Raw genomic sequence first — 23,871 nt, forward strand, 5'->3', positions numbered from 1 at the left:
AGGTCCACCGGGGTGACGACGGGGCGACCATTGCGTGAACTGCCCCGCGGCCACCGCCTCCCGCCCCCCGGGCACTGCGATATTCGGACCGTCATGCGAACTGCCCTGCGAACCGCCCCGCGCGCCGAGGCCCCCGGAACCCCCGCCCCGCGCCGCGCCACCGCCGCCGCCACCGCCCTGGCCGGACTCCTCGCCGTCGCGGCCGTCTGCGCCGGGGACGCGGCCGCCCGGGTCTTCCCCTTCGGCCCACGCCACCGCTCCGTGAACGACCTGGCCAACCAGTTCGTCCCCTTCCACGCGCACCTGTGGGACCTGCTGCACGGCCGCGCCGACGGCGGGCTCCCGCTGGACTGGCGGGCGGGCTGGGGCACGAGCTTCCTCCCCGACTACGGCACCTACCTGTCGAGCCCGCTGGCCCCCCTGGTGGCGCTGGCCCCGCGCGCCGACGTCGAGTACGCCGTCTACGCGCTGACCGTCCTGAAGACGGCCCTGGCGGCGGCCGCGACCGCCCTCCTGCTGCGCCGCCTGTCGACCGCCCCCGCCTGGTGGTGGCCCGGCCTGCTGGGCGCCGCCTACGCGCTGTGCGGCTGGTCGCTCGTGGAGGGCGCGTACAACCCGATGTGGCTGGACGGGCTGATCGCCTTCCCGCTGCTCTGCCTGGTCGCGGAGCGGGCCCGCGAGGGCCGCCGCCCGCTCGCGGGCGTCCTGACGGTGGCGGTCTGCTGGACGGCGAACTTCTACACCGCCTACATGGCGACCCTCGGCGCGGCCCTCTTCCTCCTCGCCCGCCTGACGGCCACCGGCGGGCCGCGCCCCCGGGTCCTGCTCCGGGCCGCCGTCACCGCGGCCCTCGGGGTGGGGCTCGCCGCGCCGGTCCTCGCGCCCGTCTTCCTGTCGACGCGGCAGGCGTACCCGGGGGTCGTGCGGGACTTCGACGCGGCGGGCGCCACGGACGTCCTGGCGCGGCTGCTGCCGGGGACGTACGGCTTCTCCACGCCCGCCGCCTTCGTCGCCACGCCGGTGCTGCTGCTGGTGGCCTCGCTCGCCTTCCGGCGGGACGTGCCGGGGCGGGAGCGGTGGGTGTGGACCGGGCTCGTCCTGGGGGCGGCGCTCTCCCTCCAGTGGGGTCCGACGCACCTGGTGTGGCACCTCTTCGCCACGCCGAACGGCAGCCCGTACCGCCAGAGCTTCGTCCTCGCCGGGCTGCTGGTCCTCGCCACGCACGCCGGCCTCGTCCACGGACCGCCCGGCCTCCGGCCGCTCGCCGCCGGCGGCGCGGTCGTCCTCGCCCTCACCGCCGCCGCCGTCCCGAGCCCCCTCGCCACCCGGCCGGCCCTCCTCCTCGCCCTCGCCGGCCTGGCCGCGACGGCGGGCGCGCTGGCCCTCCCCCGCCGGCGCCGCCACGCCGTCCTCGCCGCGCTGCTGGTCACCGGCACGCTCCTCGGCCAGGCCGCCGCGACGACGGCGTACGCGGACCGCCGGCGCCTCGCCCACCTCGACGACTACCCGCCGTACGGCCCGGAGCAGGAGCGCCGGGCGGCGGCCCTGGCGGCGGCCGACGGCTGGCCGGAGTACCGCACCGACTCCGGGCTGCCGCGCGTCGCGGGCAACGACCCGCTGCTCCTCGGCGGCCAGGGCGCCGCCTACTACAGCAGCCACACCCCCGCCGTCCTCACCGGCCTGCTGACCGGTCTCGGCGGCGGCTGGACCTCCCGCGGCCGCAATCTCCAGAGCCTCGACAACCCCGTCGTGGACGCCCTGTTCGGGGTCGGCGCCCGCTGGCGGGACGGCGGCGTCGTCCGTACCGGGCCGGTGCCGCCGCTGGTGACGGTGCGGCCCCCGGGGCCCGCCCCGGTCTTCGGTCCTTCGCCCTTCCGCAACCAGGAACTCCTCCTGGGCGCCCGGGTGTACGCCGCCCCGGCCGCCGGCGCCTGCCCGGTCGGCACGGAGGTCTTCCTCTGGGCCCCCGAGCGCACCGGCGAGGCCCGCCTCGGCACCGGCGCGCCCGTCCGCCTCCTCGGCGGCGGCCCGAAACGACGGGCCGCGATGGTGTCCCTGGGCCCCCAGCCCGCCCCGGGCGTCCGCCCGCGGGTCCCCGCGGGGCGGGGCCCGGCGGAACTCGGCTGCCTGGACCGGACGCGGCTGCGCACGGCCGTGGCCGCGCTGCGCGCCTCGGCGGCGGTCACCGTGACCCCCACGCCGGCCGGCCTCACGGCCCGCTTCCGGGCGCCCGTGACGGGCACGGCGGTGGTCGCCGCCCCCGCGATCGCCGGCTGGACCTGCCGGGGCCGCGAGCCGGTCCCGTACGCCGGCCTCCTGGCCGCCCGCGTCACCGCCGCCACCACCCTGGAGTGCTCCTTCCGCCCTCCGGGCCTGCTGCCCGGCCTGGCGGCCGCGGCCCTGGCGGCCCTGGCCCTCGTGGTCCGGGCGGTGGTCCGGCGGCGCCGGTCCCCGGCCGCGGGCGCACCGCCGCGGACGACGGACGGCCGGGAGCGCGCGCTCCCGGCCGTCCGTTCCGCCTCCCGTGGGGCGGGGGTTACTTCTTGACCTCGGAGAGGCACAGGACGAACTTGTCCGAGTCCAGCTGCTGCGCCAGCGCCGAGAGCTCCTCGCCGCACTTCTCCAGGTCGAAGGTGTCCTCGAAGACCTTCTCGACCTTGTACAGGTCGGCCTTGCCGGAGGAGCAGTCCGCCGTGTCGACCTTCGGGTCGTTCTCCGCGCCGGTCACGACCACGCACTCGCCGACCTTGGCGTGCACCGGCGCGTCGCCGGTGAGGTACGGCAGGCCGAGCTTCAGGCCCACGGCGACGACGATCGCCACGACGATGCCGCCGATCTTCTTCAGGGCCTTCTTGCTCTTGGGGGCCTCGGGCGCGGGGGCGTGCTCGGGCAGGGGGGAGGTGGACGGCGTCGTCATGAAGGGTCCTTGATTGGCGTGGACGTGATCAGACGCGAACATTACAACCCGCAAATCAGACAATCGTGATGATGGGGTTTCCTTTCCCCTCACGTTGCGGAGTCGTGATGCTGACGGTCCGTCCGGCCGGTCGCGGACCCGCGCTCAGGGGCGCGCGTACGGCACCGTCATGATCTCCATGTTGTGCCCGTCCGGGTCGTCGAAGTACGCGCCCCGGCCGCCGAAGAGGGTGTTGACCTCGCCCGGCTGCCGGTGGGACGGGTCCGCGTAGTAGGTGACCCCGGCCGCCTCCAGGCGGTCGATCATCGCGTCGAAGTCCTCGTCCCGGACGAGGAAGGCGTAGTGCTGGCCCTGGATGGGCCCTTCGGGCGCCTGGTAGAAGTCGAGCGTCACGCCGTTGGCGAGGTCGACGGGGAGGAAGGGGCCGAAGGGAGCGCCCACCCGGAGGCCGAGGATCCCGGCGAGGAAGCGGGCGGAGGCGGCGCGGTCGGAGGAGTGGACGACGGTGTGGTTCAGCTGGACGGAAGGAGCGGAAGGAGTGGAAGGAAAGGTCACGCTTCCGACCGTACGCGACCCCCTCCCCCTCCGTCCCGCGCGAATCGGCCGAAGGGCTCAGGCCTGGCGGCCGAGTTGGCGCTGGTGCTCCAGTGCCCGGCGCAGCTCCGCCGCCAGCGGATGGTACGGCCCGTAGAACCGCTCCGCGTCGAGCAGGAGCCGGTGCAGCTCCGCCCGGCCCTCCGCGTGCTGCCCGGTCGCGAGGAGCAGCAGGCCGGTGCGGCGCCGGATGTCGAAGGCCCGGCCGGGGTCCTGCGCGGGGCCCCGCTCGAAGGCGGGGAGGACCGCGCGGAAGGCGGCGAGCGCCTCGGCGGTCTCGCCGAGCTGTTCCAGGCAGAGCGCGATGTCGTGGCCGAACTGGGCGTTGCCCGGGTCGTCGGCGGCGAGCCGGCGCAGCTCGGGCAGGGCGCGCCGGTACTGCCCGTCGTCCATCAGGGTGGACGCGTACTGCTTGCGCAGGATGCGGACCACCGGCGAGCCCTCGCCGTGCTCGGCGGCCGCGGCCGGGAGGATCCCGCCGAGGACGTCGACGGCCTGGGTGAGGGCGCCCTCGCCGAGGAGCCGCTTCACCTGCTCGACGGCGCCCGCCACGTCCGCGCCGCGTGGCGCCTGCGCCGGCAGCGGCGGCACGGGTGGCGCGGGGGGCGGCGCGGGGGCGGCGACCCGGGGGTCGGCGACGGCGGGAGGGGTGGACGGCGCGGCGGGCCGGACGGCGGCCGGGGCCGGGCGGGGTGCGGCGGGCCAGGGGGCGTGCGGGCGCAGGAACGGCCGGGTGGGGTCCATGGGGCCCGAGGGGGTGCCGCGCGCGGGGAGCAGGGGCAGCAGTGCCTCGTACACCTCGTGGGCGCCGGCGGGGCGGGCGGCGGGGTCCTTGGCGAGGAGGCGCAGGACGAGGGCCTCCAGGGCCTCGGGGACCTCGGGGCGCACCTGGCGGAGCGGGAGGGGCGGCTCGTAGAGGTGGCGGTGGAGGATGCCGAGGGCGGTGGAGCCGGCGAACGGCACGTTCCCGGAGAGGAGTTCGTGGAGCAGGACGCCGAGGGCGTAGAGGTCGGTCTGCGGGCCGACGGCGCCGCCCATCGCCTGCTCGGGCGCCATGTAGGCGGGGGTGCCGATGGGTTCGCCGGTGTGGGTGAGGCGGGTGGTGTCGGAGTCGAGGACGGAGGCGATGCCGAGGTCGAGGACGGTGACGGTGCCGTCGGGGCGGACCATCACGTTCCGCGGCTTGAGGTCGCGGTGGACGATCGGCACCGCGTGGACGGCGGCGAGCACCGCGCACAGCTGGGCGGCGACGCAGACCGCCCACTCCCAGGGGTACGGGTCGTGCTCGGCGAGGTGGTCGGCGAGGTCGGCGCCGTCGACGTACTGCATGACCAGGTAGAGGTCGTCGCCGTCGCTGCCGGCGTCGTGGACGGTGACCAGGCCGGGGTGGTCGACGTGGGCGGTGACCCGGCACTCGCGGACGAAGCGGCGGCGCAGTTCGTCGGCGGCGGTGGCGGGGCCGGTGAGGGCGGCCGGGCTGAGGAGCTTCACGGCGACCCTGCGGTCGAGGCGGGTGTCGTAGGCGGTCCACACCTGGCCCATGCCGCCCTGGCCGACGACGGTGGCGATCTCGTACCGCCCCCCGACGACCCGTCCGTTCACTTCTCGCCCTCCTTGCGGAGCAGGTCGCTGAGCTCGTCCAGCTCGGCGCGGACCTGGTCGATGCGGGGGGAGTGGGCGGGGGTCGCCGGGCCCGGTGCCGGGGTCGGCGCCTGGGCCGGGTGGGGCACCGGAGCCGGGGTCGGCGTCGCGTACGGGTTGGGGGCCTGGCCCTGCGGGGGGTGGCCGCCGGGGAGGGTGACGGCCGTGGCCGGGTTCACCGGCGGGTAGCCGTACGCGGGCGCGTGCGGGTGGAGCGGCGGGTACGGCCCCGGTGCCGCCGGCGCGCGGTGGTGCTTGATGTCGGCCGCCAGGTAGTGCGCGGTCACGGCGGTGGCCATGGCGATGACCAGGCCGGCGCCGACGTTGATCTGCCAGGAGTTCTGGTCCTCCTCCTGGAGCAGCACGAAGCAGCCGACGGTGGCGGCCAGCTGGAGCCAGAAGAGGGCCCAGTCGCGGACGGTCCGGCGCATGATCGCGAGCCGGAGCATCGCCACCCAGGCGAGCAGCCCGAGGGAGAGCACCACGGCGGCCGTCACGAGCACGCGGACGGCGACGGCCTTGGCGGACGGGCCGCCGCCGGGTCTCGGCGCGGGAGCGGCAGGCATCTGTCCGTACATGCGAATTCCCCCCAGGGACGGCTGTTCAGGCTATGAGATTAGCCCCGTCCTCACCCCGGGCGGACGCTTCCGTCCGCGAGGCCGTCGTAGAGGCCCTGGAGCAGTTGCTCGCCCAGGCGGGCGGTGAGCCGGAGGGCCTCCTCGAACTCGGCGAGGGTGCGGTAGCGCTCGCCGTGCCGGCGCTGGTCGGCGAGCGGCAGCCGGGGCAGCTGGAGGCGGCGGACGTCGAGCCGGGCGGCGGTGGAGGCGAAGCTGCTGGCCTGGCGGTTGTTGGCGGTGCCGCGCAGGAAGCCGGCGAGGAACCAGGGGTCGAGCGCCTCCGGGTCGGGGCGCAGCAGCTGGAGGCCGCGGCCGAGGGCGGCGCCGGCGGTGGCGGCGTCGACGACGCGGGCGGCGGGGCCGCCGCCGAGGACGGGCACGATGACGTCGCCCTCGCGGACCAGGACCGGCTCCTCGGCCTGGTCGGCGGCCGTCTCCGGGAGGGTCCCGGAGGGGGCGGCGCCGGTGAGGACGTCGTGCTCGGTGAGGACGGGGACCTCGCGGCCCGCGGGGGCGGTGCCGGCGCCGCCGGTGCGGAGCCGGAGGGCGCCGGTGCGGGCCAGTTCGCCGACGGTGGTGAGGGGGCGGGGCGCGGGGCGGGCGGGCTCGGGGTCCGGGGCGAGGGTCAGGGTGCGGCGCAGGGTGGCGTCCAGGCGCTCGCGGACGGTGGCGAGTTCGGCGGCGGAGCCGCCCGCGTCGGGGGCGGTGAGGTAGCGGGCGGGGGCGAGGTCGACCTCGTCGTCGAGGAGTTCGATGACGGGGACGGCGCGGGCCAGGGTGTCGTCGGCCGAGCGGCCGGCCCAGGCGTCGAGCACCGCGTTCTGCAGGGCGGTCCAGGGGAGCTTGTCGCGGCCCGCGTCGGGCGCGAGTCCCGCGGTGTCGACGAAGAGGGCCTCGGCCGGGGGGCGGCGGTCGGCGGCGGGGCGGACCAGGACCCAGAGGTGGAGCGGGATGCCGTACGGGGGCGCGGCGCCGGCCGGGAGGGCGATGACGGCCCGCAGGGCGCCGCGGCGCAGGAGGTCGGCGCGGATGCGGCGGCCGGAGCGGCGGGAGGCGACGGCGGGGGGCATGAGGAGGACGGCGGTGCCGCCGTCGCGGAGCCGGGCCAGGGCGTGCTGGACCCAGGCCAGCTCGGACTCGGTGCGGGCGGGGAAGCCGTACTCCCAGCGGGGGTCGTAGGCCAGCTCGTCGTGGCCCCAGGCGCGCTCGTTGAACGGCGGGTGGGCGAGGACGGTGTCGGCGCGCAGCTCGGGGAAGGCGTCGGCGCGCAGGGTGTCGCCGGCGGCGGAGCGGATGTCGGCGTCGCCGTGGAGGGCGAGGCGGAGCGCGGAGAGCGCGGCCAGCTCGGGGTCGGCGTCCTGGACGGCGAGGGTGGCGGGGTGGGCGGCGGCGCGCAGCAGGCCGCCGGTGCCGGAGGCCGGGTCGAGGAGGACGGTCGCGGGCGGGTCCCCGGCGCCCGCGGTCGCGGCGGCGGCGAGGGCGGCCATGAGTTCGGCGAGCGGCGGCGGGGTGAGCGTGTACTGGCGGGGGTTGGCGTCCAGGTGGCGGCCGAGGAGGAACTCGAACGCCTGCCGGGGGCCGCCCAGTTCGGCCGCGAGCTCGACGGCGGCACGGAGCAGCGGGGCGGCGGGGCCGAGCTCTCCCGCGGTGGGGGTGGGGACGGCCCGGGGGATGCCGAAGCGGAGGGTGAGGACCTCTTCCAGGGCGCCGGGCAGGGCTTCGGTGAAACGGGGGTCGGGGAGGGCGGCGAGCGCGGTGAGGGCGGGGGGCCGCTCGCGCAGGAGCAGGAGGACGGCGCCGGTGTGGACGAGGCCGGCGAGGGTGCCGGCGGGGTGGCCGGCGAGCTGCTGCCAGACGCGCTCGCGGAGCGGGACCTCGGCGAGCTTGCCCTGCTCGCGGAGCCACTGCTCGACCTCGGCGAGGGCGAAGGAGGGGCTGGTCTCGGTGCCGCCCACGGGCTTGGGGAAGTCCGCGTGGCGGCGGCGCCAGTTGCTGACGGCGGCCCTGCCTACGCCGGCGAGCCGGGCGATTCCGGCGGCGGTGACCTCTGTGGCGCTGTCCTCGGGCACCTGGACCCTCCGTCCTCCCGCTCGTACGACCTGTGCACGATGAGCATACCGACCGGAGGGGTTCACGGCGTGAGCAGAGCCGAACTTTGTGAACGTGGTTGACTCGGTTCACAGAAGCTGCTGTGATTGCGTCATCGGAACACGGAGTCCACAGGAATCCCCCGCCACCCGAAAGGTGTTCACAGCCATGTCGAACTCTCAGTCGCAGCGCAGCTGGTTCGCCCGCCACAAGGTCCTCACCGCCGCCGGCGCGGTCGTGGTCGTCGTCGCCGTCGGCGCGGCCCTGGGCGGGGGCGGGGACGAGGGCGCCGCTCCCGAGGCGAAGGCCTCGGCCCCGGCCACCCCGGGCGGCAAGGGGGCGGACGCCGGCTCCAAGGCCCCGGAGTCCAAGGCCCCGGAGGAGAAGAAGGCCGTCACGGTCGACGGGGACGGCGACTTCGAGGTCGGTTCCGACGTCAAGCCGGGCCTCTACCGCACGACGGGCAACAAGGACGCCATGTGCTACTGGGAGCGGTCGAAGGACGCCACCGGCGAGCTCGACTCGATCCTCGCGAACGACAACGTGACGGGCACGGCCTACGTCGAGATCAAGAAGAGCGACAAGTTCTTCAAGTCCACGGGCTGCGAGACCTGGGAGGCCGTGGACGCCAAGGCCACCGGCACCCCGAAGGACACGCTCCAGGGCGACGGCGGCATGTTCAAGGTCGGCGTCGACGTGGCGCCCGGCACCTACAAGTCCACGGGCAACAAGGACGCGGGCTGCTACTGGGAGCGCTCGAAGGACGCGGGCCACGGCACGGACGCGATCCTCGCGAACGACAACGTGACGGGCACGGCGATCGTCAAGATCACCGCCAAGGACGGCTACTTCAAGTCCGTCGGCTGCGGCGACTGGACCAAGACGTCCTGACGCCGCCGCAGCGCACCGCGCGGCACCCGGCGCGGCTCGGCCGGGGGTACGGCCGGGGTCAGCCGGCCGCCACGGAGTGGCGCACCCACACGTTGGGCTCGACGTAGACCGCGTAACCGCGCGCGGCCTCGCAGTGGACGGGCACGAGGGCGCCCGGGACCTCGACCGGCCCGTCCGCGTCGAAGGCGAGCCCCGTCCACGCCCGCCACTGCTCCAGGGAGCCGGAGACCGTCATCGACGCGGGCGCGACCGCCTCGATCCGGCCGCCCGCACGGACGTGCACCCGCAGCCACGGGTCGTGCGGCAGCCCGTCGGCCTCCCGGACGCGGAAGGCGTACTCGTGGATGGAGGCACCGGCCTCCAGGTGCTTGCCGTTGGGCCGGACCGGCGCGACGAGTTCGGCGAAGCCGAGCCGGCGCACGTTCTCCCGCATCGCGGCGAGCATCGTGTGCGAGATCCCGCGCCCGAGGGCGCTGGTGTCCACGGTGATCTCGATGGCGCTGACCGTGTCGGGCGTCCTGCCGTGCCGCCGGTCCGAGAAGGCCCACAGCAGCACCTCGTCCCAGCCCCGGTCGGGCAGCGTCCGCCGCCCGTCCGCGTCGAGCCGGAAGGGCACGCTGAAACCGCGGGCGACGACCGTGCCGGAGGGGTCGGTGGCCACGAGCACGTACTCGGGGAAGTCCCGCACGATCCGGCCCATGTGCGACCAGCCGATGGGGTCGTACATCATGAACTCGGGCCAGAGGTCCTTCATGGACCACATCGGCCCTTCGAGTTCGGGCCGCTCGGCGAGCGTGGTGATCGTCAGTTCCTGGTCCATACCCGCAGGTTAGGCGCGACTCCCGGCACGGCCAACCGAATATCGAACACCTCTCGGACGGGCGCCCCTCAGCCGCCGCACTGCCGGAGCATCGCCTTCTTGTCGGCGGGGGTCACCGGCAGCGCGTACTTCCGCGCCACCTGGGCGAAGCGGACCGCGTAGGCGCAGCGGATGTCCCGCGACGGCGGCAGCCAGGTCGCCGGACCGGAGTCGCCCTTGGCCGAGTTGGCCCGGCCCTGGACCGGGAGCAGGTTCAGCGGGTCGTTGGCGAGCTGCTGCCGCTTGCTCTTCGGCCAGCGCGACGCGCCCATCTGCCAGCTGTACGACAGCGGGACGACGTGGTCGATCTGGACCTCGGCGGCCTTCTGCTTGCTCCAGTCGATGGTGGTGCCGGTGTAGGGGTCGGCCAGCTTCATCGACACGACCACGCAGTTGGAGCCGGCCCGGTAGGACAGGTCGTAGCCGTCGCGGCGGAGCATGTCGTTGCGGGTGTCGCAGCCGTTGCGGGCGAGCGGCACGCCGTCGGCCTTGTCCATCCAGGCGTAGCCGAACTCGTCCCGGTCGTAGCCGGTCTTCGTCCCGCGCCCCTTGGTGGCGAGGCCGTCGATCAGCTCCCGCGCCCGTCCCGTCTCCGTCGTCACGGGCGCGAGGCCCGCGCGCAGGCCGTTCGGGTTGTCGAAGGGGTCCGTGCCCGAGACGGCGGAGGACCCTCCGGACAGGGAGCACCCGGCGAGGAGGACGAGCCCGGCGGGTCCCAGGGCGGAAAAAAGCTTTCGGCGTATCGACACGGGGGAATCGTAGGCACAAAACCCCTGATAGTGATCGTTTCGCCGCCGGCGGCCGCTCCGGTGTCAGACCTTCCCGATGCCGAGGGTGTTGTCGGCGGGCAGCAGCCCCGAGCCGATCGCGGCGAGCCAGGGCCCGCCGAGGAGGTCGGCGAGCCGGGCGGTGGCCTCGTCGCCGAGCACGGCCCAGGGCCGGGCGGCCAGTTCGTCCGTGCGCCGCTCCACCCCGGCCCGCAGCTCCCGCCCGGCCGGCGTGGCGCCGCCGTCGGCGTCCACGAGCCCCCGTCCCGCCAGCCGCTCCCGCGCGGCCGCCCACTCCCCCGCGCTCCACCCCCGGCTCGCGAAGACGGCCTCGGGGGCGGCCCCGACGGCGGCGAAGGAGACCAGCGCCTCGACGGGGTCGAGTCCGGCGCCGAGCAGCGCCGCCACGTGCCCGTCGCCCCGGTGCTCGCGCAGCAGGGTCGCGGCCTGCCAGAGCACCAGGTGCGGCTCGTCGGCCCAGGGCAGTTCGGCGTGGGCGGCGGCGAGCGGCCGGCCCGCCGTGTCGGCGGCCTCGGCGGCCCGCCGCGCGAGCCCGGCGGCCTCCTCGACCTCCGCCACGTCGAACAGCCCCCGGTACGTCCGGTCCACCGCCCGCAGCCGCGCCGCGAGGACGTCCCCCGGCGCGGCCACGTCCCAGGCGCCCGGCACGTACCGCGCGACCGCGGCCGGGTCGAAGCTGTAGAACGCGGACGCGACCCGCTCCGCCCCCACGGCCCCCAGCGGCGCGGCGCGCCAGGCGAAGTAGGCGGGCCAGCGCTCCCCGGTGGCGTAGCCGAGGGCGGCGGCCTCCTCGAAGGCCTCGGGGGCGTAGTAGTGCAGGGCGTGCAGCGGTTCGAGCAGGTGCCACATCTGTCGTACGCGGGCGGTGTCCATGGGGACCTCCGGGACGGGGACGGGGGGCGCGAATCTAGCCACTGACAAGACTGCGCCCGGCCGGGGAACTTGTCAATGACTAGATGCGGGCTAGGCTGCTCCCATGACACCTGGGAAGAGGGACCGGAGCACCTACCACCACGGCGACCTGCGCCAGGCCGTCCTGACGGCGGCCCTGGACGTGATCGCGGCCGACGGCCCCGCCGCCCTGAGCCTGCGCGACCTCGCCCGCCGGGCCGGCGTCTCCCACGCGGCCCCCGCCCACCACTTCGGCGACCGCACGGGCCTGCTCACCGCCATCGCCGCCCAGGGCTTCGGCCTGCTCGCGGACGCGCTGGACGGCGGCACCTCGCTCGCGGACCGGGGCCGCCGCTACGTCCGCTTCGCGGCCGGCCACCCCGCCCACTTCCAGGTCATGTTCTCCCCGGCGCTGCTGCGCGCGGACGACCCGGACCTCACGGCGGCCCGCGAGCGCGCGGGCGCCGGACTCCGCGCCGGCGTCGCCGGCCTGCCCGGCACGGCGGACGCCCGCGCCACCGGCATCGCCGCCTGGTCCCTCGCCCACGGCTTCGCCACGCTGTACCTCACGCACAACGTGGACGACGCCGTGGGCGCCCTGCCCCCGGAGGAGTACTTCACCGCCCTGACGGGCTTCCTCACGGACCGGGAGGACTGACGGCGGCGGGGTCAGTCCAGGATCGTCGTCAGGAACTCCCCTGTCCACGCCAGCAGTTCGCGGCCGACGAGCGGCTTGCCGCCGATCGGGCGGGTGGCCGGGCGCGGCACCAGGATCTGGTGGACGGCCGGCTTGACCACCGCCTTCGGGTGCAGGCGCTTGAGCCGCAGCTCCTGCGACTCCCGCAGCTCCACCGGGGCGAAGCGGATGTTCGGGCCCTGGAGGACGATCTCCCCGACGCCGCAGGCGCGGGCCAGCATGCGCAGCCCCGCCACCAGGAGCAGGTTCTCGACCGGCTCCGGCAGCTTGCCGTAGCGGTCGGTCAGCTCCTCCCGCACGGCCCTGACGTCCTCCTCCGAGTTCGCCGAGGCGATCGCCCGGTACGCCTGGAGGCGCAGCCGCTCGCCGGGCGCGTAGTCGTGCGGCACGTGCGCGTCGACCGGCAGCTCGATCTTGACCTCCAGCGGCGCCTCCTCCTCCGCGCCCCCTTCCAGGGAGGCCCGGTAGTCCGCCACCGCCTCGCCGACCATGCGGACGTACAGGTCGAAGCCGACGCCCGCGATGTGACCGGACTGCTCGCCGCCGAGCAGGTTGCCCGCGCCGCGGATCTCCAGGTCCTTCATCGCGACGTACATGCCGGCGCCCATCTCGGTGTGCTGGGCGATGGTCGCCAGCCGCTCGTGGGCGGTCTCCGTGAGGGGCTTCTCCGGCGGGTAGAGGAAGTAGGCGTAGCCGCGCTCGCGGCCCCGGCCGACCCGGCCGCGCAGCTGGTGGAGCTGGGAGAGGCCGAAGTTGTCGCCGCGCTCCACGATCAGGGTGTTCGCGTTGGAGATGTCGATGCCGGACTCGACGATCGTCGTCGAGACGAGCACGTCGAACTTCTTCTCCCAGAAGTCCACCACGACCTGCTCCAGGGCGCTCTCGCCCATCTGGCCGTGGGCCGTCGCGATCCGCGCCTCCGGGACGATCTCGCGGAGCCTGGCGGCCGCCCGGTCGATGGAGTCGACCCGGTTGTGGATGTAGAAGACCTGGCCCTCGCGGAGCAGTTCGCGGCGGATCGCCGCGCCGATCTGCTTCTCCTCGTACGGGCCGACGAAGGTGAGGACCGGGTGCCGCTCCTCCGGCGGGGTGGTGATCGTGGACATCTCGCGGATGCCCGTCACCGCCATCTCCAGCGTCCGGGGGATCGGCGTCGCGGACATCGTCAGGACGTCGACGTTGGCCCGGAGCTTCTTCAGCTGCTCCTTGTGCTCGACGCCGAAGCGCTGCTCCTCGTCGACGATGACCAGGCCGAGGTCCTTGAACTTCGTCTCGGAGGAGAAGAGGCGGTGGGTGCCGATGACGACGTCGACGGAGCCCTCCCTCAGCCCCTCCAGGGTCGCCTTCGACTCGGTGTCCGTCTGGAAGCGGGACAGGGCGCGGACGGTGACCGGGAACTGCCCGTACCGCTCGGAGAAGGTGCCGAAGTGCTGCTGCACGAGCAGCGTCGTCGGCACCAGGACCGCGACCTGCTTGCCGTCCTGGACCGCCTTGAAGGCCGCCCGCACCGCGATCTCCGTCTTGCCGTAGCCGACGTCGCCGCAGATCAGCCGGTCCATCGGGACCGTCTTCTCCATGTCCTCCTTGACCTCGGCGATCGTGGAGAGCTGGTCGGGCGTCTCCGCGTACGGGAAGGCGTCCTCCAGCTCGCGCTGCCACGGCGTGTCGGGGCCGAAGGCGTGGCCGGGGGCGGCCATCCGGGCGCTGTACAGCTTGATCAGGTCGGCGGCGATCTCCTTGACCGCCTTCTTCGCCCGCTGCTTCGTCTTCGTCCAGTCCGCGCCGCCGAGCCGGTGCAGGGTGGGCGCCTCGCCGCCGACGTACTTGGTGACCTGCTCCAGCTGGTCCGTCGGGATGTAGAGGCGGTCGCCGGGCTGGCCGCGCTTGGCGGGGGCGTACTCGACGAGCAGGTACTCGCGGGTCGCGCCCTGCACCGTGCGCTGCACCATCTCCAGGTAGCGGCCGACGCCGTGCTGCTCGTGCACGATGTAGTCGCCGACCTCCAGGGTCAGCGGGTCGATCGTCTTGCGCCGCTTGGCCGGCATCCGCCGGCCGTCCTTGCCCGCCGCCTTCTGGCCGGACAGGTCGGTCTCGGTCAGCACGGCGAGCTTCAGCGCCGGGTCCACGAAGCCGAAGTCGATCGAGCCGCAGGCCACGTGCACGACGGCCGGGTCCACCTCCGCCAGGTCGGCCGCGAGCCGGGCCGCGATGCCCTCGCCGCCCAGCACCTCCACGGTCCGCGAGGCCGGGCCGTGCGCCTCCGTCACGTACACCGTGCGCCAGCCGTCGGCCAGCCAGCCCTTGGTGTCGGCGAGCGCGCGGGCCGTGTCGCCGCGGTACGACTCCGGGGCGCGCATGCCCAGCACGAGCGTGTCGGCCTCCCGGCCGGCGTCGGCGTCGGCCGCGAACGGCGACACCGACCACCACATCATCCCCAGCTCCCGCGCCCGGTCCCGGACGTCCGCGATCCCCCACAGGGAGGCCGCGTCGACGTCGATCGGCGCCTCGCCCCCGCCGGCCGTCGCCGCCCACGACGCCTGGAGGAACTCCTGGCTGGTGGCGACGAGGTCGGCGGCCCGGGTGCGGACCCGCTCGGGGTCGCAGACGACGGTCATCGCGCCGGCCGGGAGGACGTCGAGCAGCAGCTCCATGTCGTCCACGAGGACCGGCGCCAGCGACTCCATGCCCTCGACGGCGATGCCCTCGGCGATCCTGTTCAGCATCTCGCCCAGCTCCGGGTGCTCCTCGGCGAGGGCCGCGGCCCTCCCCCGCACCTCGTCCGTCAGCAGCAGCTCGCGGCAGGGCGGCGCCCACAGGCCGTGCTCGGCCACCTCCAGGGAGCGCTGGTCGGCGACCTTGAAGTAACGGATCTCCTCGACCTCGTCGCCCCAGAACTCGATCCGGAGCGGGTGCTCCTCGGTCGGCGGGAAGACGTCCAGGATGCCGCCGCGCACGGCGAACTCGCCGCGCTTCTCCACCAGCTCGACCCGGGCGTACGCGGCGGCCGCGAGCCCCTCGACGACGTCCCCGAGGTCCGCCGTCTGCCCGCTGCGCAGCGCCACGGGCTCCAGGTCCCCGAGCCCCTTCACCTGCGGCTGGAGCACGGAGCGGATCGGCGCGACGACGACGCCGACCGGCCCCGTGGCCGGGTCGTCCGGATTCGGGTGGGCGAGGCGGCGCAGCACGGCGAGCCGGCGGCCGACGGTGTCGGAGCGCGGCGAGAGCCGCTCGTGCGGCAGGGTCTCCCAGGAGGGGTACTCGACGACGGTGTCCGGGTCCAGGAGGGACCGCAGCGCCGCCGCCAGGTCCTCGGCCTCCCGGCCGGTGGCCGTCACGGCGAGCACCGGACGCCCCGAGTCACGGGCCAGCGCGGCCACGGCGAAGGGGCGGGCGGCGGCGGGGCCGACCAGGTCCACGTGCGGACGGTTCCCGTCCGAGGCGGCCGTCACCGCCTCCGCGAGGGCCGCGTCCTTGACGACGAGGTCGAGCAGACCGTGCAGGCTCATGGAGCTTCCATCCCGGTACGTACGAGGGTGAACGGACAGGCGGACACCCGGGCGAGCGGACAACGCGAACGGCCCGACACGTGAACGGGCCGGGGGCCTCCACCCTACGACGCCCGCCCGCCCCCGGCGCGAGGGATCGCGCCACCGTCCCGCGGAGCCCGGTCCGCGCGGGGCGCGCACGGCCGAGGCCCCGGCGCGCACGGGGCGCACGCCGGGGCCTCGGCCGTTCACCAGACCGGGCTACTCGCTCGCGATCGCGTTCAGGACGTTCATGCGGCCCGCGCGGAAGGCCGGGACCAGCGCCGCGAAGAGGCCGACGAAGGCGGAGCCGGCGAAGACCGTGAGGATCGTCGTCCAGGGGATCTCCAGGACCCCCAGGCCCTCCAGCGCGAGGAGCTTCTGGGCGGCCGTGCCCCAGCCCATGCCGAGGCCGAGGCCGAGCAGCGCGCCGAAGAGGGCGATGACGACCGACTCCAGGCGGATCATCCTCCGCAGCTGGCGGCGGGAGAGGCCGATGGCCCGCATGAGGCCGATCTCGCGGGTGCGCTCCACCACCGACAGGGCCAGGGTGTTCACGACACCCAGGACCGCGACGACGATCGCCAGCGCCAGCAGGCCGTAGACGATGTTGAGGAGCTGGCCGACCTGGTCCTTCAGGTCCTCCTTGTAGTCGGCCTGGTTGGAGACCTTGTACTGGGGATACGGGTCCAGCGCCTCCTTCAGGGCCGCGTACGCCGCCTCCTCCTGCCCGTCCTTCGCGCTCGCGAGGAGCAGCGCGCTGGCCGGCATCCGCTCGGCCGGCAGGTGCGCGGCGGCGGTGGTGACGTTGGTGTACATGGCGCCGTTGTCGACGTTGCCGACGTCCGCCGTGATCGCCGCGACCCTCAGCTTCGCCGTCGAGCCGTGGGCGAAGGCGACGGTGAGGGTGTCGCCGACCTTCACGCCGTGCCCGGCGGCGTAGTCGCTGCCGACGGACATCGCGCCGGGGGCGTACGCGGCCGCCAGGTCACCGGAGGCGACCTCGCGCCGGAGGTCGGCCGGGTAGGACGGCTCGGTCGCGGCCAGCCACTCCTTGGAGGTCGTGCCGCGCGGGTCGGTGATCCGGACGTCGACGGGCCGGTACTCGGTGACGTGGTCGAGGCCGGCGACCTTCTCCACGGCGGCCTGCGCCTGCGGCACGATCGGGGCGCCCATCTGGTTCTGCACGATGTAGTCGGCGCCGACGGACCGGTCGAGCTCGTCGGTGGCCGAGGCGACCATGGAGGAGCCGACGACGGAGAGGCAGGCGACGAGCGCGAGGCCGATCATCAGGGCGGCGCCGGTCGCGCCGGTGCGGCGCGGGTTGCGGAGCGCGTTCCGCTCGGCCATCCGGCCGACGGGGCCGAAGACCCGCAGGACGACGACGCCGAGGGCCCTGACGACCCCGCCCGCGAGGACCGGGCCGACGACGACGAAGCCGAGCAGCGACAGCACGACGCCGGCGCCGAGCCACAGCGAGCCCGGGCCCGCCTCGTCGGCCCGGGTCGCGGCCCACAGCGCGCCGCCGCCGGCGAGCGTGAGGAGCAGGCCGATGACGGCGCGGACCCGTCCGGCGCGGCCGTCGGCGGGGGTGCCGGCGTCGCGGAGGGCGGCCATCGGGGAGATCCGGCCGGCCCGGCGGGCCGGGACGTAGGCGGCGAGGACGGTGACGAGGACGCCGAGGGCGAGGCCGACGACGGGCGTGGTCCAGGCGACGGTGAGGTCGCGGGTGGACAGCTCCATGCCCATGGACGACATGAGTTCCATCAGGCCGACGGCGAGGCCCACGCCGGCGGCGACGCCGGCGACCGAGCCGATCAGGCCGAGCAGGACGGCCTCGACGAGGACGGAGCGGTTGACCTGCCGGCGGCCTGCGCCGATGGCCCGCAGCAGGCCGATCTCCCGGGTGCGCTGGGCGACCAGCATGGAGAAGGTGTTGACGATGAGGAAGATGCCGACGAGGAAGGCGATCCCGGCGAAGCCGAGCATCGCGTACTTCATGACGTCGAGGAAGCCGGCCAGGTCCTCGCTGCCCTCGTCGGCGACCTCGGCGGCGGTCTGCACCCTGAAGCCGTCGCCGAGCGCGGCGGCGACGTCCGCCTTCAGCGCGGTGTCGGCGACGCCCGGCTCGCCGTCCACCATGACCTGCGTGAACAGGCCTTCCTTGCCGAGGAGTTGGCGCTGGGCGGTGGCGGTGTCGAAGTAGACGAGGGTGGCGCCCGGGTTGGTGACCTTGAACTCGACGATGCCGGAGACGGCGGCGGTGAAGTCGCCGGCGGCGGAGATCGTGCGGAGCCGGGCGCCGAGCTTCAGGCCGTGCTTGTCCGCGGTGCCGCGGTCCACGACGACGTCGGTGGGGCCGCGCGGCTCGTGGCCCTCGACCAGCTCCACCGAGCGGAGCTCGTACGGGCTCCAGTTGACGGCGATCGTCGGGGCGCCGCTGGTCGGCCCGACGTTCTCGTTCTCCTCGTCGACGACGGTGACGCCCATCGAGGTGACGGAGCCCTGCGCGTCGGCGACGCCCTTCGCCCCCCGCACCTCGGCGACGACGGAGGCGGGGAAGGACTCGGGGCGGCCGGTGTCCGGGCTCTCGTCCGTCGGGTCGCTCCCCGCGGGGGAGACGGTGACGTCGGAGGCGGTGGTGGCGAAGAGCTTGTCGAAGGTCGTGTTCATCGTGTCGGTGAAGACCAGGGTCCCCGACACGAAGGCGACGGACAGGAGCACGGCGACGGCGGAGAGCGCCATCCGCCCCTTGTGCGCGAGGAGGTTGCGCAGCGAGGTTCTGAGCACGGTCATGACGTCCGCCCGTGCGCGTCGAGGTCGGTGGCCCGGGGGTCTCCCCCGGAGAACAGGAGCATGCGGTCGAGGACGGCCTCGGCGGTCGGCCGCTCCATCTCGTCGACGATCCGCCCGTCCGCCAGGTACAGCACCCGGTCCGCGTAGGAGGCGGCGACCGGGTCGTGGGTGACCATGACGATCGTCTGGCCCAGCTCGTCCACGGACCGCCGCAGGAAGCCGAGGACCTCGGCGCCGGCCCGCGAGTCGAGGTTCCCGGTCGGCTCGTCACCGAAGATGATCTCCGGGCGGGCGGCGAGCGCCCGCGCGACGGCGACGCGCTGCTGCTGGCCGCCGGACAGCTCGGCCGGCCGGTGCTTCAGCCGCCCGGCGAGCCCGACGGTCTCGACGACCCGGTCCAGCCACTCCTTGTCGGGCCTGCGGCCCGCGATGTCCATCGGCAGCGTGATGTTCTCCAGCGCGCTCAGCGTCGGCAGCAGGTTGAACGCCTGGAAGATGAAGCCGATCCGGTCCCGGCGCAGCCGGGTGAGCTTCTTGTCCTTGAGCCCGGTGATCTCGGTGTCGGCGAGGAAGATCTGGCCGCCGGTGACGGTGTCGAGGCCGGCGAGGCAGTGCATCAGGGTCGACTTGCCGGACCCCGAGGGGCCCATGATCGCGGTGAAGCGCCCGCGGGCGATGTCCACGTCGACGTGGTCGAGCGCGACGACCCGGGTCTCCCCCGCGCCGTACGCCTTGACGACCTGCCGTGCCCGCGCGGCGACGGCCGTCTCCCCTCCCGTACCCCCGTGCCTGGGGATGGTCACAGCCGAAGTCACGGTCTTCTCCTCGCAGAGGCGGTGGTTTGTAAGTTCAAGTTAAGAAGCGGGCGGGCCGCTTCTCGTCCTCCGCCGGGACGACCGTCCCCTGGCTCGCATGGGGGAGCTCCCCCTAGGGGTTCCTCAGCCCGCGGTCGGAGTGAGACCCTGTCCGCGCACATTTAGGTGTACGAAGAAAGAGAAAGGCAGCAGGGTGACGGACCGGAGCACCGACGGCAGAACCGCCCCCACGCGGACCACCCCCGAGACCCCGCCGCCGCCCCGGCCCGCCGGCCGCCACCGGGGCGCCGTCGTCGCCGCCCTCATGCTCTGCATGGCGCTCGCCGCCCTCGACGGCACCGTCGTCGCCACCGCCGTCCCCCAGATCGTCGGCGACCTCGGCGGCCTCTCGGTCTTCTCCTGGCTCTTCTCCGGCTACCTCCTCGCCGTCACCGTCACCCTCCCCGTCTACGGCAAGCTCAGCGACACCTTCGGCCGCAAACCCGTCCTCGTCGCCGGAACGGTCCTCTTCCTCCTCGGCTCGCTCCTCTGCGCCGCCGCCTGGAACATGGCCGCGCTCATCGCCTTCCGCGTCGTCCAGGGCCTCGGCGGCGGCGCCCTCCAGGGCACCGTCCAGACGATCGCCGCCGACCTGTACCCGCTCAGGGAACGCCCCAGGATCCAGGCGAAGCTCTCCTCCGTCTGGGCCACCGCCTCCATCGCGGGCCCGGTCCTCGGCGGCCTGTTCGCCGGGTACGCGGACTGGCGCTGGATCTTCCTCGTCAACCTGCCGGTCGGCGGCCTCGCCCTCTGGATGATCCTCCGCCACCTCAAGGAGCCCGCCAGGCCCGCCCGTACGGCCCCGCTCCGCATCGACTGGGCGGGCGCGCTCGGCGTCTTCGCGACCGGCGCGCTGCTGCTGACCGCGCTCGTGCAGGGCGGCGTGGCCTGGCCGTGGCTCTCGGCCCCGTCCCTGGGCCTGCTGGGCGGCGCGGCGCTCCTCGCGGCCGGCACCGTCGTCGTGGAGCGCCGGGCGGCGGAGCCGATGATCCCCGGCTGGGTCTGGCGCCGCCGCACGATCGCCGCGGTGAATGTGGCCCTGGGCGCCCTGGGACTCCTCATGGTCGCCCCGACGGTCTTCCTCCCCACCTACGCCCAGTCGGTCCTCGGCCTCGGCCCGATCGCCGCCGGCCTCGTCCTCTCCGCATGGACCCTGAGCTGGCCCATCTCGGCGGCCTTCTCGAACCGCGTCTACACACGCATCGGCTTCCGCCTGACCGCCGTCCTGGGCATGTCCGGCGCCCTGGCCTGCCTCCTGGCCTTCCCGTTCCTCCCCTACCCGGGCGAGCCCTGGCAACCGGCCCTCCTGATGCTGGTGCTGGGCGCCTGCCTCGGCCTCTTCCAGCTCCCCCTGATGGTCGGCGTCCAGTCGACCGTCCCCTACGAGGAACGCGGCACCACCACCGCCTCCGTGCTCTTCTGCCGCCAGGTCGGCCAGAGCGTCGGCGCGGCCCTCTTCGGCGCCGTGGCGAACGCCGTCCTCGCCTCCCGCCTGGGCGGCGGCGACCTCGACGGGGTGGCCCGCGCCCTGGAGGCCCCCGCCTCCCTCACCGCCGAGGCGGCCGACCACCTCCGCCGGGCGGTGGCCGCGGCCGTCGACTACGTCTACCTCGGCGCCGCCGCCGCGGCCGCCCTCGCCCTGCTCGCCCTCCTCACCCTGGCCCCCCGTCGCTTCCCGGTCCTGGAGGAGACGGCGGCGGAGGACGGGAAGTAGCGGGCGACGGCGTCCGCTCCCCGCGCGACCGCCCCGGGCCTCAGGCCGTGAGGGCGGGGGCGAAGGCGTCCGGCAGCCGCGGCGGGGTGCCGCGGGTCCACACCACCCGCAGCGCCGAGGCGGCGATCCGCCACCCGTCGGCCGTCCGCACCAGTTCGTCGTCGACGTGCCCGGCGGACACGAACAGGCCGCCCGACCCGTCCGCCAGGACGTGCGTGCTCAACTGGGCCCCCCGCACGGTGGCCCGGTCGCCGTCGACCTCGACGACGAGGTCGGTGCCCAGGTGCACGGTCCGGTCGAACAGCGCCATGGCCTCCCGGACGTGGGACAGCAGGGCGTCCCGCCCGTGCACCGTGCCGATGGGCATCTCGGCGGTGACGTCCTCGGTGTGGAACGCGTCGGCCCACTCCTCGTCGAAGACCCCCACGTCCAGGGACCGCAGGTAGCGGCCCATCAGGTCGGTGATCTCGGCACGGTCGGTCAGGGCCCGCAGCTGCCGCTGCATCTCTTCGGTGTCCATGCCGAAACCCTCTTCCCTCAAGCTCACTTGAGGTCAAGTGCCGAAAAGGACGCGGGCTCGCCCGGCCCCTCACGGACTCGCCCGGCCTCTCGCGGCGGACACGGGGGGGCGGCCGGCGCCCCGCCCGGGGCCGGGGAGCGGCGCAGCCCGACGGAGCCGCCGGCCGCCCCCTGGCCGCCGGCGGAGCAGCGCTCAGAAGGCGGAGTCGTACGCCGCGTCCTGCGTCAGGTTCGTCCGGACGCCCCGCCTGAAGGGGGCCGCCCAGTCGCCCGTGCCGGCGTAGAAGGTCTCGTCGCCGTTCCACGCGACGAGGTCGGCGCGGCCGTCGCCGTCGGCGTCGCCGACGGCGGTGAGCCCCTTGAAGGCGCCCCAGCCGCCGCCGACCTGCTTGCGGGCGGCGAAGGTGCCGTCGCCCTTGCCCAGGTACAGCCAGAGGACGCCGGTGCGGTCCCGGGCGAGGAGGTCGCCCGACGCGGCGCCGCCGAGGTTCCCGGCGGCGGTGATCTCGTTGTAGACCTGCCAGCCGCCGCCGATCCTCTTCCGGGCGGAGAACGGCGCCTTGGCGTTGCCGGTGCCGGCGTGGAGCCACAGGACGCCGGTCTTGTCGAGGGCGAGGAGGTCAGGCCGCCGGTCGCCGGTGACGTCGCCGCCGCCGGTGATCCGGTCGTACGTCTGCCAGCCGCCGCCGACCTGCGTCCGGGCCGAGAGCGGCGCGTTCCGGTTGCCGGTGCCCTGGTAGAGCCAGAGCACGCCGGAGCGGTCCCGGGCGACGCTGTCGGGGGCGGAGCTCCCCGCCACGTTCCCGACGGACACCAGCCGGTCGTACGCCTGCCAGCCGCCGCCCACCCGTGAGGCGCCGGTGGCGGTGGGCGAGCCGCCCGGGGCGGCGGGCCGGGTGCCGTAGCGCCACAGGACGCCCTGCGGGTCCCGGGCGAGGAGGTCGGCGGTGCCGTCGTCGTCGTAGTCGTGCGCGGCGGCGGGCCGGGTCACGGAGAAGCGGCCGGTCGTGACGAGGTCGGGGCCGATGCCGTCGTCCGGGCGCGCGGTGAGCTTCCACTCGTACGTGCCGGAGCGGGCGGGACTCGCCCAGGCGGCGTTCTCCAGGTCCTTGCCGTCCCAGTGCCAGGTGATCCGGCGCGGTTCGCCGGCGGCGCCCTCGGCGGGCCAGGCGTGCGACACGCCCTTCCCGCTCGGCACGTGGGTCAGGGTCAGCTCCACCCGGGCGTCGCCGCGGGACAGGTCCCAGCCGAAGTCGACGCCGCGCGCCGCCCGTTCGCCGGTGATCTCGTTCGGGGTGGTGTGGCCGGTGAGGGTGACGACGGTCGACTGGCCCGTCGACGCGACGAGTTCGACCTGCGGGACGCCGTCGTCGGCGCGCGGCGAGATCCGGTACAGGCCCTCGCCGTGCTCGGGGGTGCCGCCGCGCACGAGCAGCGAGCCGCCGGGGCCGACGACGGCGGAGGAGAAGGCGGTGAGCAGGACGGCGCTCTCCCCGGGCCGCTCGGCCGACTGGACGACGAACGGCCGCCGCGTCACGGCCTGCCCGCCCTCGGCGGGCCCGGCCCCGTCGATGTGGGCCTTCTGGCCGGACGCCACCCAGCCGCCGACGAGGTACACGGGGTCGCTCGCGTCGTACTCCGACGGGAGCCAGATCTCACGGGTCGAGCCGCCGCGCCGGTGGACGACGACGCCGTGACCGCCCGGCACCCTCGCCTCCCGCCAGGCCACGTGGGTGGCGGAGACCGCGCCGTCCCAGGCCCACGCGTCCGGGCCGACGGGGTGCCAGCGGGTCTCGCCGGTGGCGAGGTCGGCGAAGATCTTGGTGGGGATCCGTTCGCCGGCCACCCAGCAGTCGTAGAGCGCGCCGCCCGCTCCGGTCCAGGCGCCGTCGCCGTTCTCGCAGTCGATCCGGGCGCCGCCCTCGACCTTGCGGAACTCGGGGGTCCCGCCCGCGAGGAGGACCGCGAGGCCGGTGGCGTACTGGATCGTGTGGCCGTCCTCGTAGCGCTCGACGAGGAGGGTGTCGCCCGCCTGGCCCGCGTACGTGTAGCCGCCCAGCGCGTCGAGGTCGACGACGACCGGCGCCGGGTCCGGCTTCGTCATGTCGTAGACCTTCAGCAGCGAGCTGACGCTCATCAGTCTCCGGTCGCCGGTGACGACGACGTCCGAGCCGCCGCCCGCCGCGTCGGCGCCCGACAACACCACCGAGGACCCGTCCGCGTACCGCGTCCACCGGAACTCCGGCGTCTCGCCGCGGGTCTTCGACAGGAAGCCGCCCGGGCCCGCGCCGACGACGTCCGCGTCGCGCGGGAACGGTACGGCGGACTCCTGCTGGTCCTGCGCGGCGACCGGTGCGGCGGCGGCCGGGAGCGTGGTGAGCGTGCCGCCGGTGGCGGCGAGGACGACGGTGACGGCGACGGCCGCGAGACGGCGGGCGCGCGGGCGCGTGATGTGCATGATCGTTTCCCTCCCCTGGGAGG

17 protein-coding genes are annotated in these 23,871 nt (G+C 75.0%); 4 read left to right on the forward strand and 13 right to left on the reverse strand.

Annotated elements, in window-relative coordinates:
• The first annotated feature begins 93 nt into the window (after positions 1–93).
• Positions 94–2,547: a YfhO family protein gene (locus ACFW6A_RS06805; RefSeq protein ID WP_351843590.1), complete on the forward strand. Its 2,454-nt coding sequence runs from the start codon at positions 94–96 to the stop codon at positions 2,545–2,547.
• On the opposite strand, the gene ACFW6A_RS06810 is transcribed toward ACFW6A_RS06805, so the two are convergent.
• The 5 genes from ACFW6A_RS06810 to ACFW6A_RS06830 all read right to left on the reverse strand — a co-directional run bounded on the left by ACFW6A_RS06810 (position 2,537) and on the right by ACFW6A_RS06830 (position 7,838).
• On the reverse strand, positions 2,537–2,917 hold the full coding sequence (locus tag ACFW6A_RS06810) for a hypothetical protein (protein ID WP_351843588.1): 381 nt from the start codon (positions 2,915–2,917) through the stop codon (positions 2,537–2,539). The two genes, ACFW6A_RS06805 and ACFW6A_RS06810, sit on opposite strands and share 11 nt — an antisense overlap.
• Positions 2,918–3,061: 144 nt before the next feature.
• Entirely contained in the window at positions 3,062–3,472 is a 411-nt protein-coding gene (locus ACFW6A_RS06815; protein WP_351843585.1) for a VOC family protein, read from the reverse strand.
• Between the two features lie 57 nt (positions 3,473–3,529).
• Entirely contained in the window at positions 3,530–5,113 is a 1,584-nt protein-coding gene (locus ACFW6A_RS06820) for a protein kinase (RefSeq protein ID WP_351843583.1), read from the reverse strand.
• Positions 5,110–5,730: a hypothetical protein gene (locus ACFW6A_RS06825; protein WP_351843580.1), complete on the reverse strand. Its 621-nt coding sequence runs from the start codon at positions 5,728–5,730 to the stop codon at positions 5,110–5,112. Before ACFW6A_RS06825 ends, ACFW6A_RS06820 begins: the two co-directional genes overlap by 4 nt.
• A gap of 50 nt (positions 5,731–5,780) precedes the next feature.
• Positions 5,781–7,838 carry an N-6 DNA methylase gene (locus tag ACFW6A_RS06830; RefSeq protein WP_351843578.1) on the reverse strand — a complete coding sequence of 686 codons (2,058 nt, stop codon included), beginning with the start codon at positions 7,836–7,838 and terminating at the stop codon, positions 5,781–5,783.
• Positions 7,839–8,025: 187 nt separating this feature from the next.
• Between ACFW6A_RS06830 and ACFW6A_RS06835 the strand changes: the two genes are divergently transcribed.
• On the forward strand, positions 8,026–8,748 hold the full coding sequence (locus tag ACFW6A_RS06835) for a hypothetical protein (protein ID WP_351843575.1): 723 nt from the start codon (positions 8,026–8,028) through the stop codon (positions 8,746–8,748).
• 58 nt (positions 8,749–8,806) lie between these two features.
• On the opposite strand, the gene ACFW6A_RS06840 is transcribed toward ACFW6A_RS06835, so the two are convergent.
• The 3 genes from ACFW6A_RS06840 to ACFW6A_RS06850 all read right to left on the reverse strand — a co-directional run bounded on the left by ACFW6A_RS06840 (position 8,807) and on the right by ACFW6A_RS06850 (position 11,268).
• Positions 8,807–9,568 carry an N-acetyltransferase gene (locus tag ACFW6A_RS06840; RefSeq protein WP_351843573.1) on the reverse strand — a complete coding sequence of 254 codons (762 nt, stop codon included), beginning with the start codon at positions 9,566–9,568 and terminating at the stop codon, positions 8,807–8,809.
• A gap of 68 nt (positions 9,569–9,636) precedes the next feature.
• Complete coding sequence (locus ACFW6A_RS06845) at positions 9,637–10,356, reverse strand: HNH endonuclease family protein (RefSeq protein WP_386639171.1); 720 nt, start codon at positions 10,354–10,356, stop codon at positions 9,637–9,639.
• 63 nt (positions 10,357–10,419) lie between these two features.
• Positions 10,420–11,268 (reverse strand): hypothetical protein, encoded by an 849-nt coding sequence (locus ACFW6A_RS06850; protein ID WP_386639174.1) that lies wholly within the window; start codon positions 11,266–11,268, stop codon positions 10,420–10,422.
• 103 nt (positions 11,269–11,371) lie between these two features.
• On the opposite strand from ACFW6A_RS06850, the gene ACFW6A_RS06855 reads away from it, so the two are divergent.
• Complete coding sequence (locus ACFW6A_RS06855; protein WP_351843569.1) at positions 11,372–11,944, forward strand: TetR/AcrR family transcriptional regulator; 573 nt, start codon at positions 11,372–11,374, stop codon at positions 11,942–11,944.
• 11 nt (positions 11,945–11,955) lie between these two features.
• Here the strand turns inward: ACFW6A_RS06855 and mfd are convergent, their stop codons facing one another.
• The 3 genes from mfd to ACFW6A_RS06870 all read right to left on the reverse strand — a co-directional run bounded on the left by mfd (position 11,956) and on the right by ACFW6A_RS06870 (position 19,118).
• A complete protein-coding gene (gene mfd / locus ACFW6A_RS06860; protein WP_351843567.1) occupies positions 11,956–15,489 on the reverse strand; it encodes a transcription-repair coupling factor in 3,534 nt (1,177 codons plus the stop codon).
• A gap of 240 nt (positions 15,490–15,729) precedes the next feature.
• Positions 15,730–18,303 (reverse strand): FtsX-like permease family protein, encoded by a 2,574-nt coding sequence (locus tag ACFW6A_RS06865; RefSeq protein ID WP_351843565.1) that lies wholly within the window; start codon positions 18,301–18,303, stop codon positions 15,730–15,732.
• On the reverse strand, positions 18,300–19,118 hold the full coding sequence (locus ACFW6A_RS06870; protein WP_351843563.1) for an ABC transporter ATP-binding protein: 819 nt from the start codon (positions 19,116–19,118) through the stop codon (positions 18,300–18,302). Before ACFW6A_RS06870 ends, ACFW6A_RS06865 begins: the two co-directional genes overlap by 4 nt.
• Before the next feature lie 193 nt (positions 19,119–19,311).
• On the opposite strand from ACFW6A_RS06870, the gene ACFW6A_RS06875 reads away from it, so the two are divergent.
• Entirely contained in the window at positions 19,312–20,871 is a 1,560-nt protein-coding gene (locus ACFW6A_RS06875) for an MDR family MFS transporter (RefSeq protein ID WP_351843560.1), read from the forward strand.
• A gap of 40 nt (positions 20,872–20,911) precedes the next feature.
• On the opposite strand, the gene ACFW6A_RS06880 is transcribed toward ACFW6A_RS06875, so the two are convergent.
• Both ACFW6A_RS06880 and ACFW6A_RS06885 read right to left on the reverse strand, forming a co-directional pair.
• Complete coding sequence (locus tag ACFW6A_RS06880; protein WP_351843558.1) at positions 20,912–21,391, reverse strand: nuclear transport factor 2 family protein; 480 nt, start codon at positions 21,389–21,391, stop codon at positions 20,912–20,914.
• A 192-nt stretch (positions 21,392–21,583) separates the two neighbouring features.
• Positions 21,584–23,848 (reverse strand): FG-GAP repeat domain-containing protein, encoded by a 2,265-nt coding sequence (locus tag ACFW6A_RS06885; protein ID WP_386639180.1) that lies wholly within the window; start codon positions 23,846–23,848, stop codon positions 21,584–21,586.
• Between the last annotated feature and the right edge of the window lie 23 nt (positions 23,849–23,871).

The sequence above is a fragment of the Streptomyces sp. NPDC058758 genome (genome assembly GCF_042746075.1).
GTDB lineage: Bacteria > Actinomycetota > Actinomycetes > Streptomycetales > Streptomycetaceae > Streptomyces.

What these genes read in the sequence shown, in the direction of transcription:
- ACFW6A_RS06855 (WP_351843569.1), top strand. Translation starts at nt 11,372, where the DNA reads ATGACACCTGGGAAGAGGGACCGGAGCACCTACCACCACGGCGACCTG.
- ACFW6A_RS06880 (WP_351843558.1), bottom strand. Translation starts at nt 21,391, where the DNA reads ATGGACACCGAAGAGATGCAGCGGCAGCTGCGGGCCCTGACCGACCGT.
- ACFW6A_RS06825 (WP_351843580.1), bottom strand. Translation starts at nt 5,730, where the DNA reads ATGTACGGACAGATGCCTGCCGCTCCCGCGCCGAGACCCGGCGGCGGC.
- ACFW6A_RS06805 (WP_351843590.1), top strand. Translation starts at nt 94, where the DNA reads ATGCGAACTGCCCTGCGAACCGCCCCGCGCGCCGAGGCCCCCGGAACC.
- ACFW6A_RS06840 (WP_351843573.1), bottom strand. Translation starts at nt 9,568, where the DNA reads ATGGACCAGGAACTGACGATCACCACGCTCGCCGAGCGGCCCGAACTC.
- mfd (WP_351843567.1), bottom strand. Translation starts at nt 15,489, where the DNA reads ATGAGCCTGCACGGTCTGCTCGACCTCGTCGTCAAGGACGCGGCCCTC.
- ACFW6A_RS06850 (WP_386639174.1), bottom strand. Translation starts at nt 11,268, where the DNA reads ATGGACACCGCCCGCGTACGACAGATGTGGCACCTGCTCGAACCGCTG.
- ACFW6A_RS06885 (WP_386639180.1), bottom strand. Translation starts at nt 23,848, where the DNA reads ATGCACATCACGCGCCCGCGCGCCCGCCGTCTCGCGGCCGTCGCCGTC.
- ACFW6A_RS06810 (WP_351843588.1), bottom strand. Translation starts at nt 2,917, where the DNA reads ATGACGACGCCGTCCACCTCCCCCCTGCCCGAGCACGCCCCCGCGCCC.
- ACFW6A_RS06865 (WP_351843565.1), bottom strand. Translation starts at nt 18,303, where the DNA reads ATGACCGTGCTCAGAACCTCGCTGCGCAACCTCCTCGCGCACAAGGGG.
- ACFW6A_RS06835 (WP_351843575.1), top strand. Translation starts at nt 8,026, where the DNA reads ATGTCGAACTCTCAGTCGCAGCGCAGCTGGTTCGCCCGCCACAAGGTC.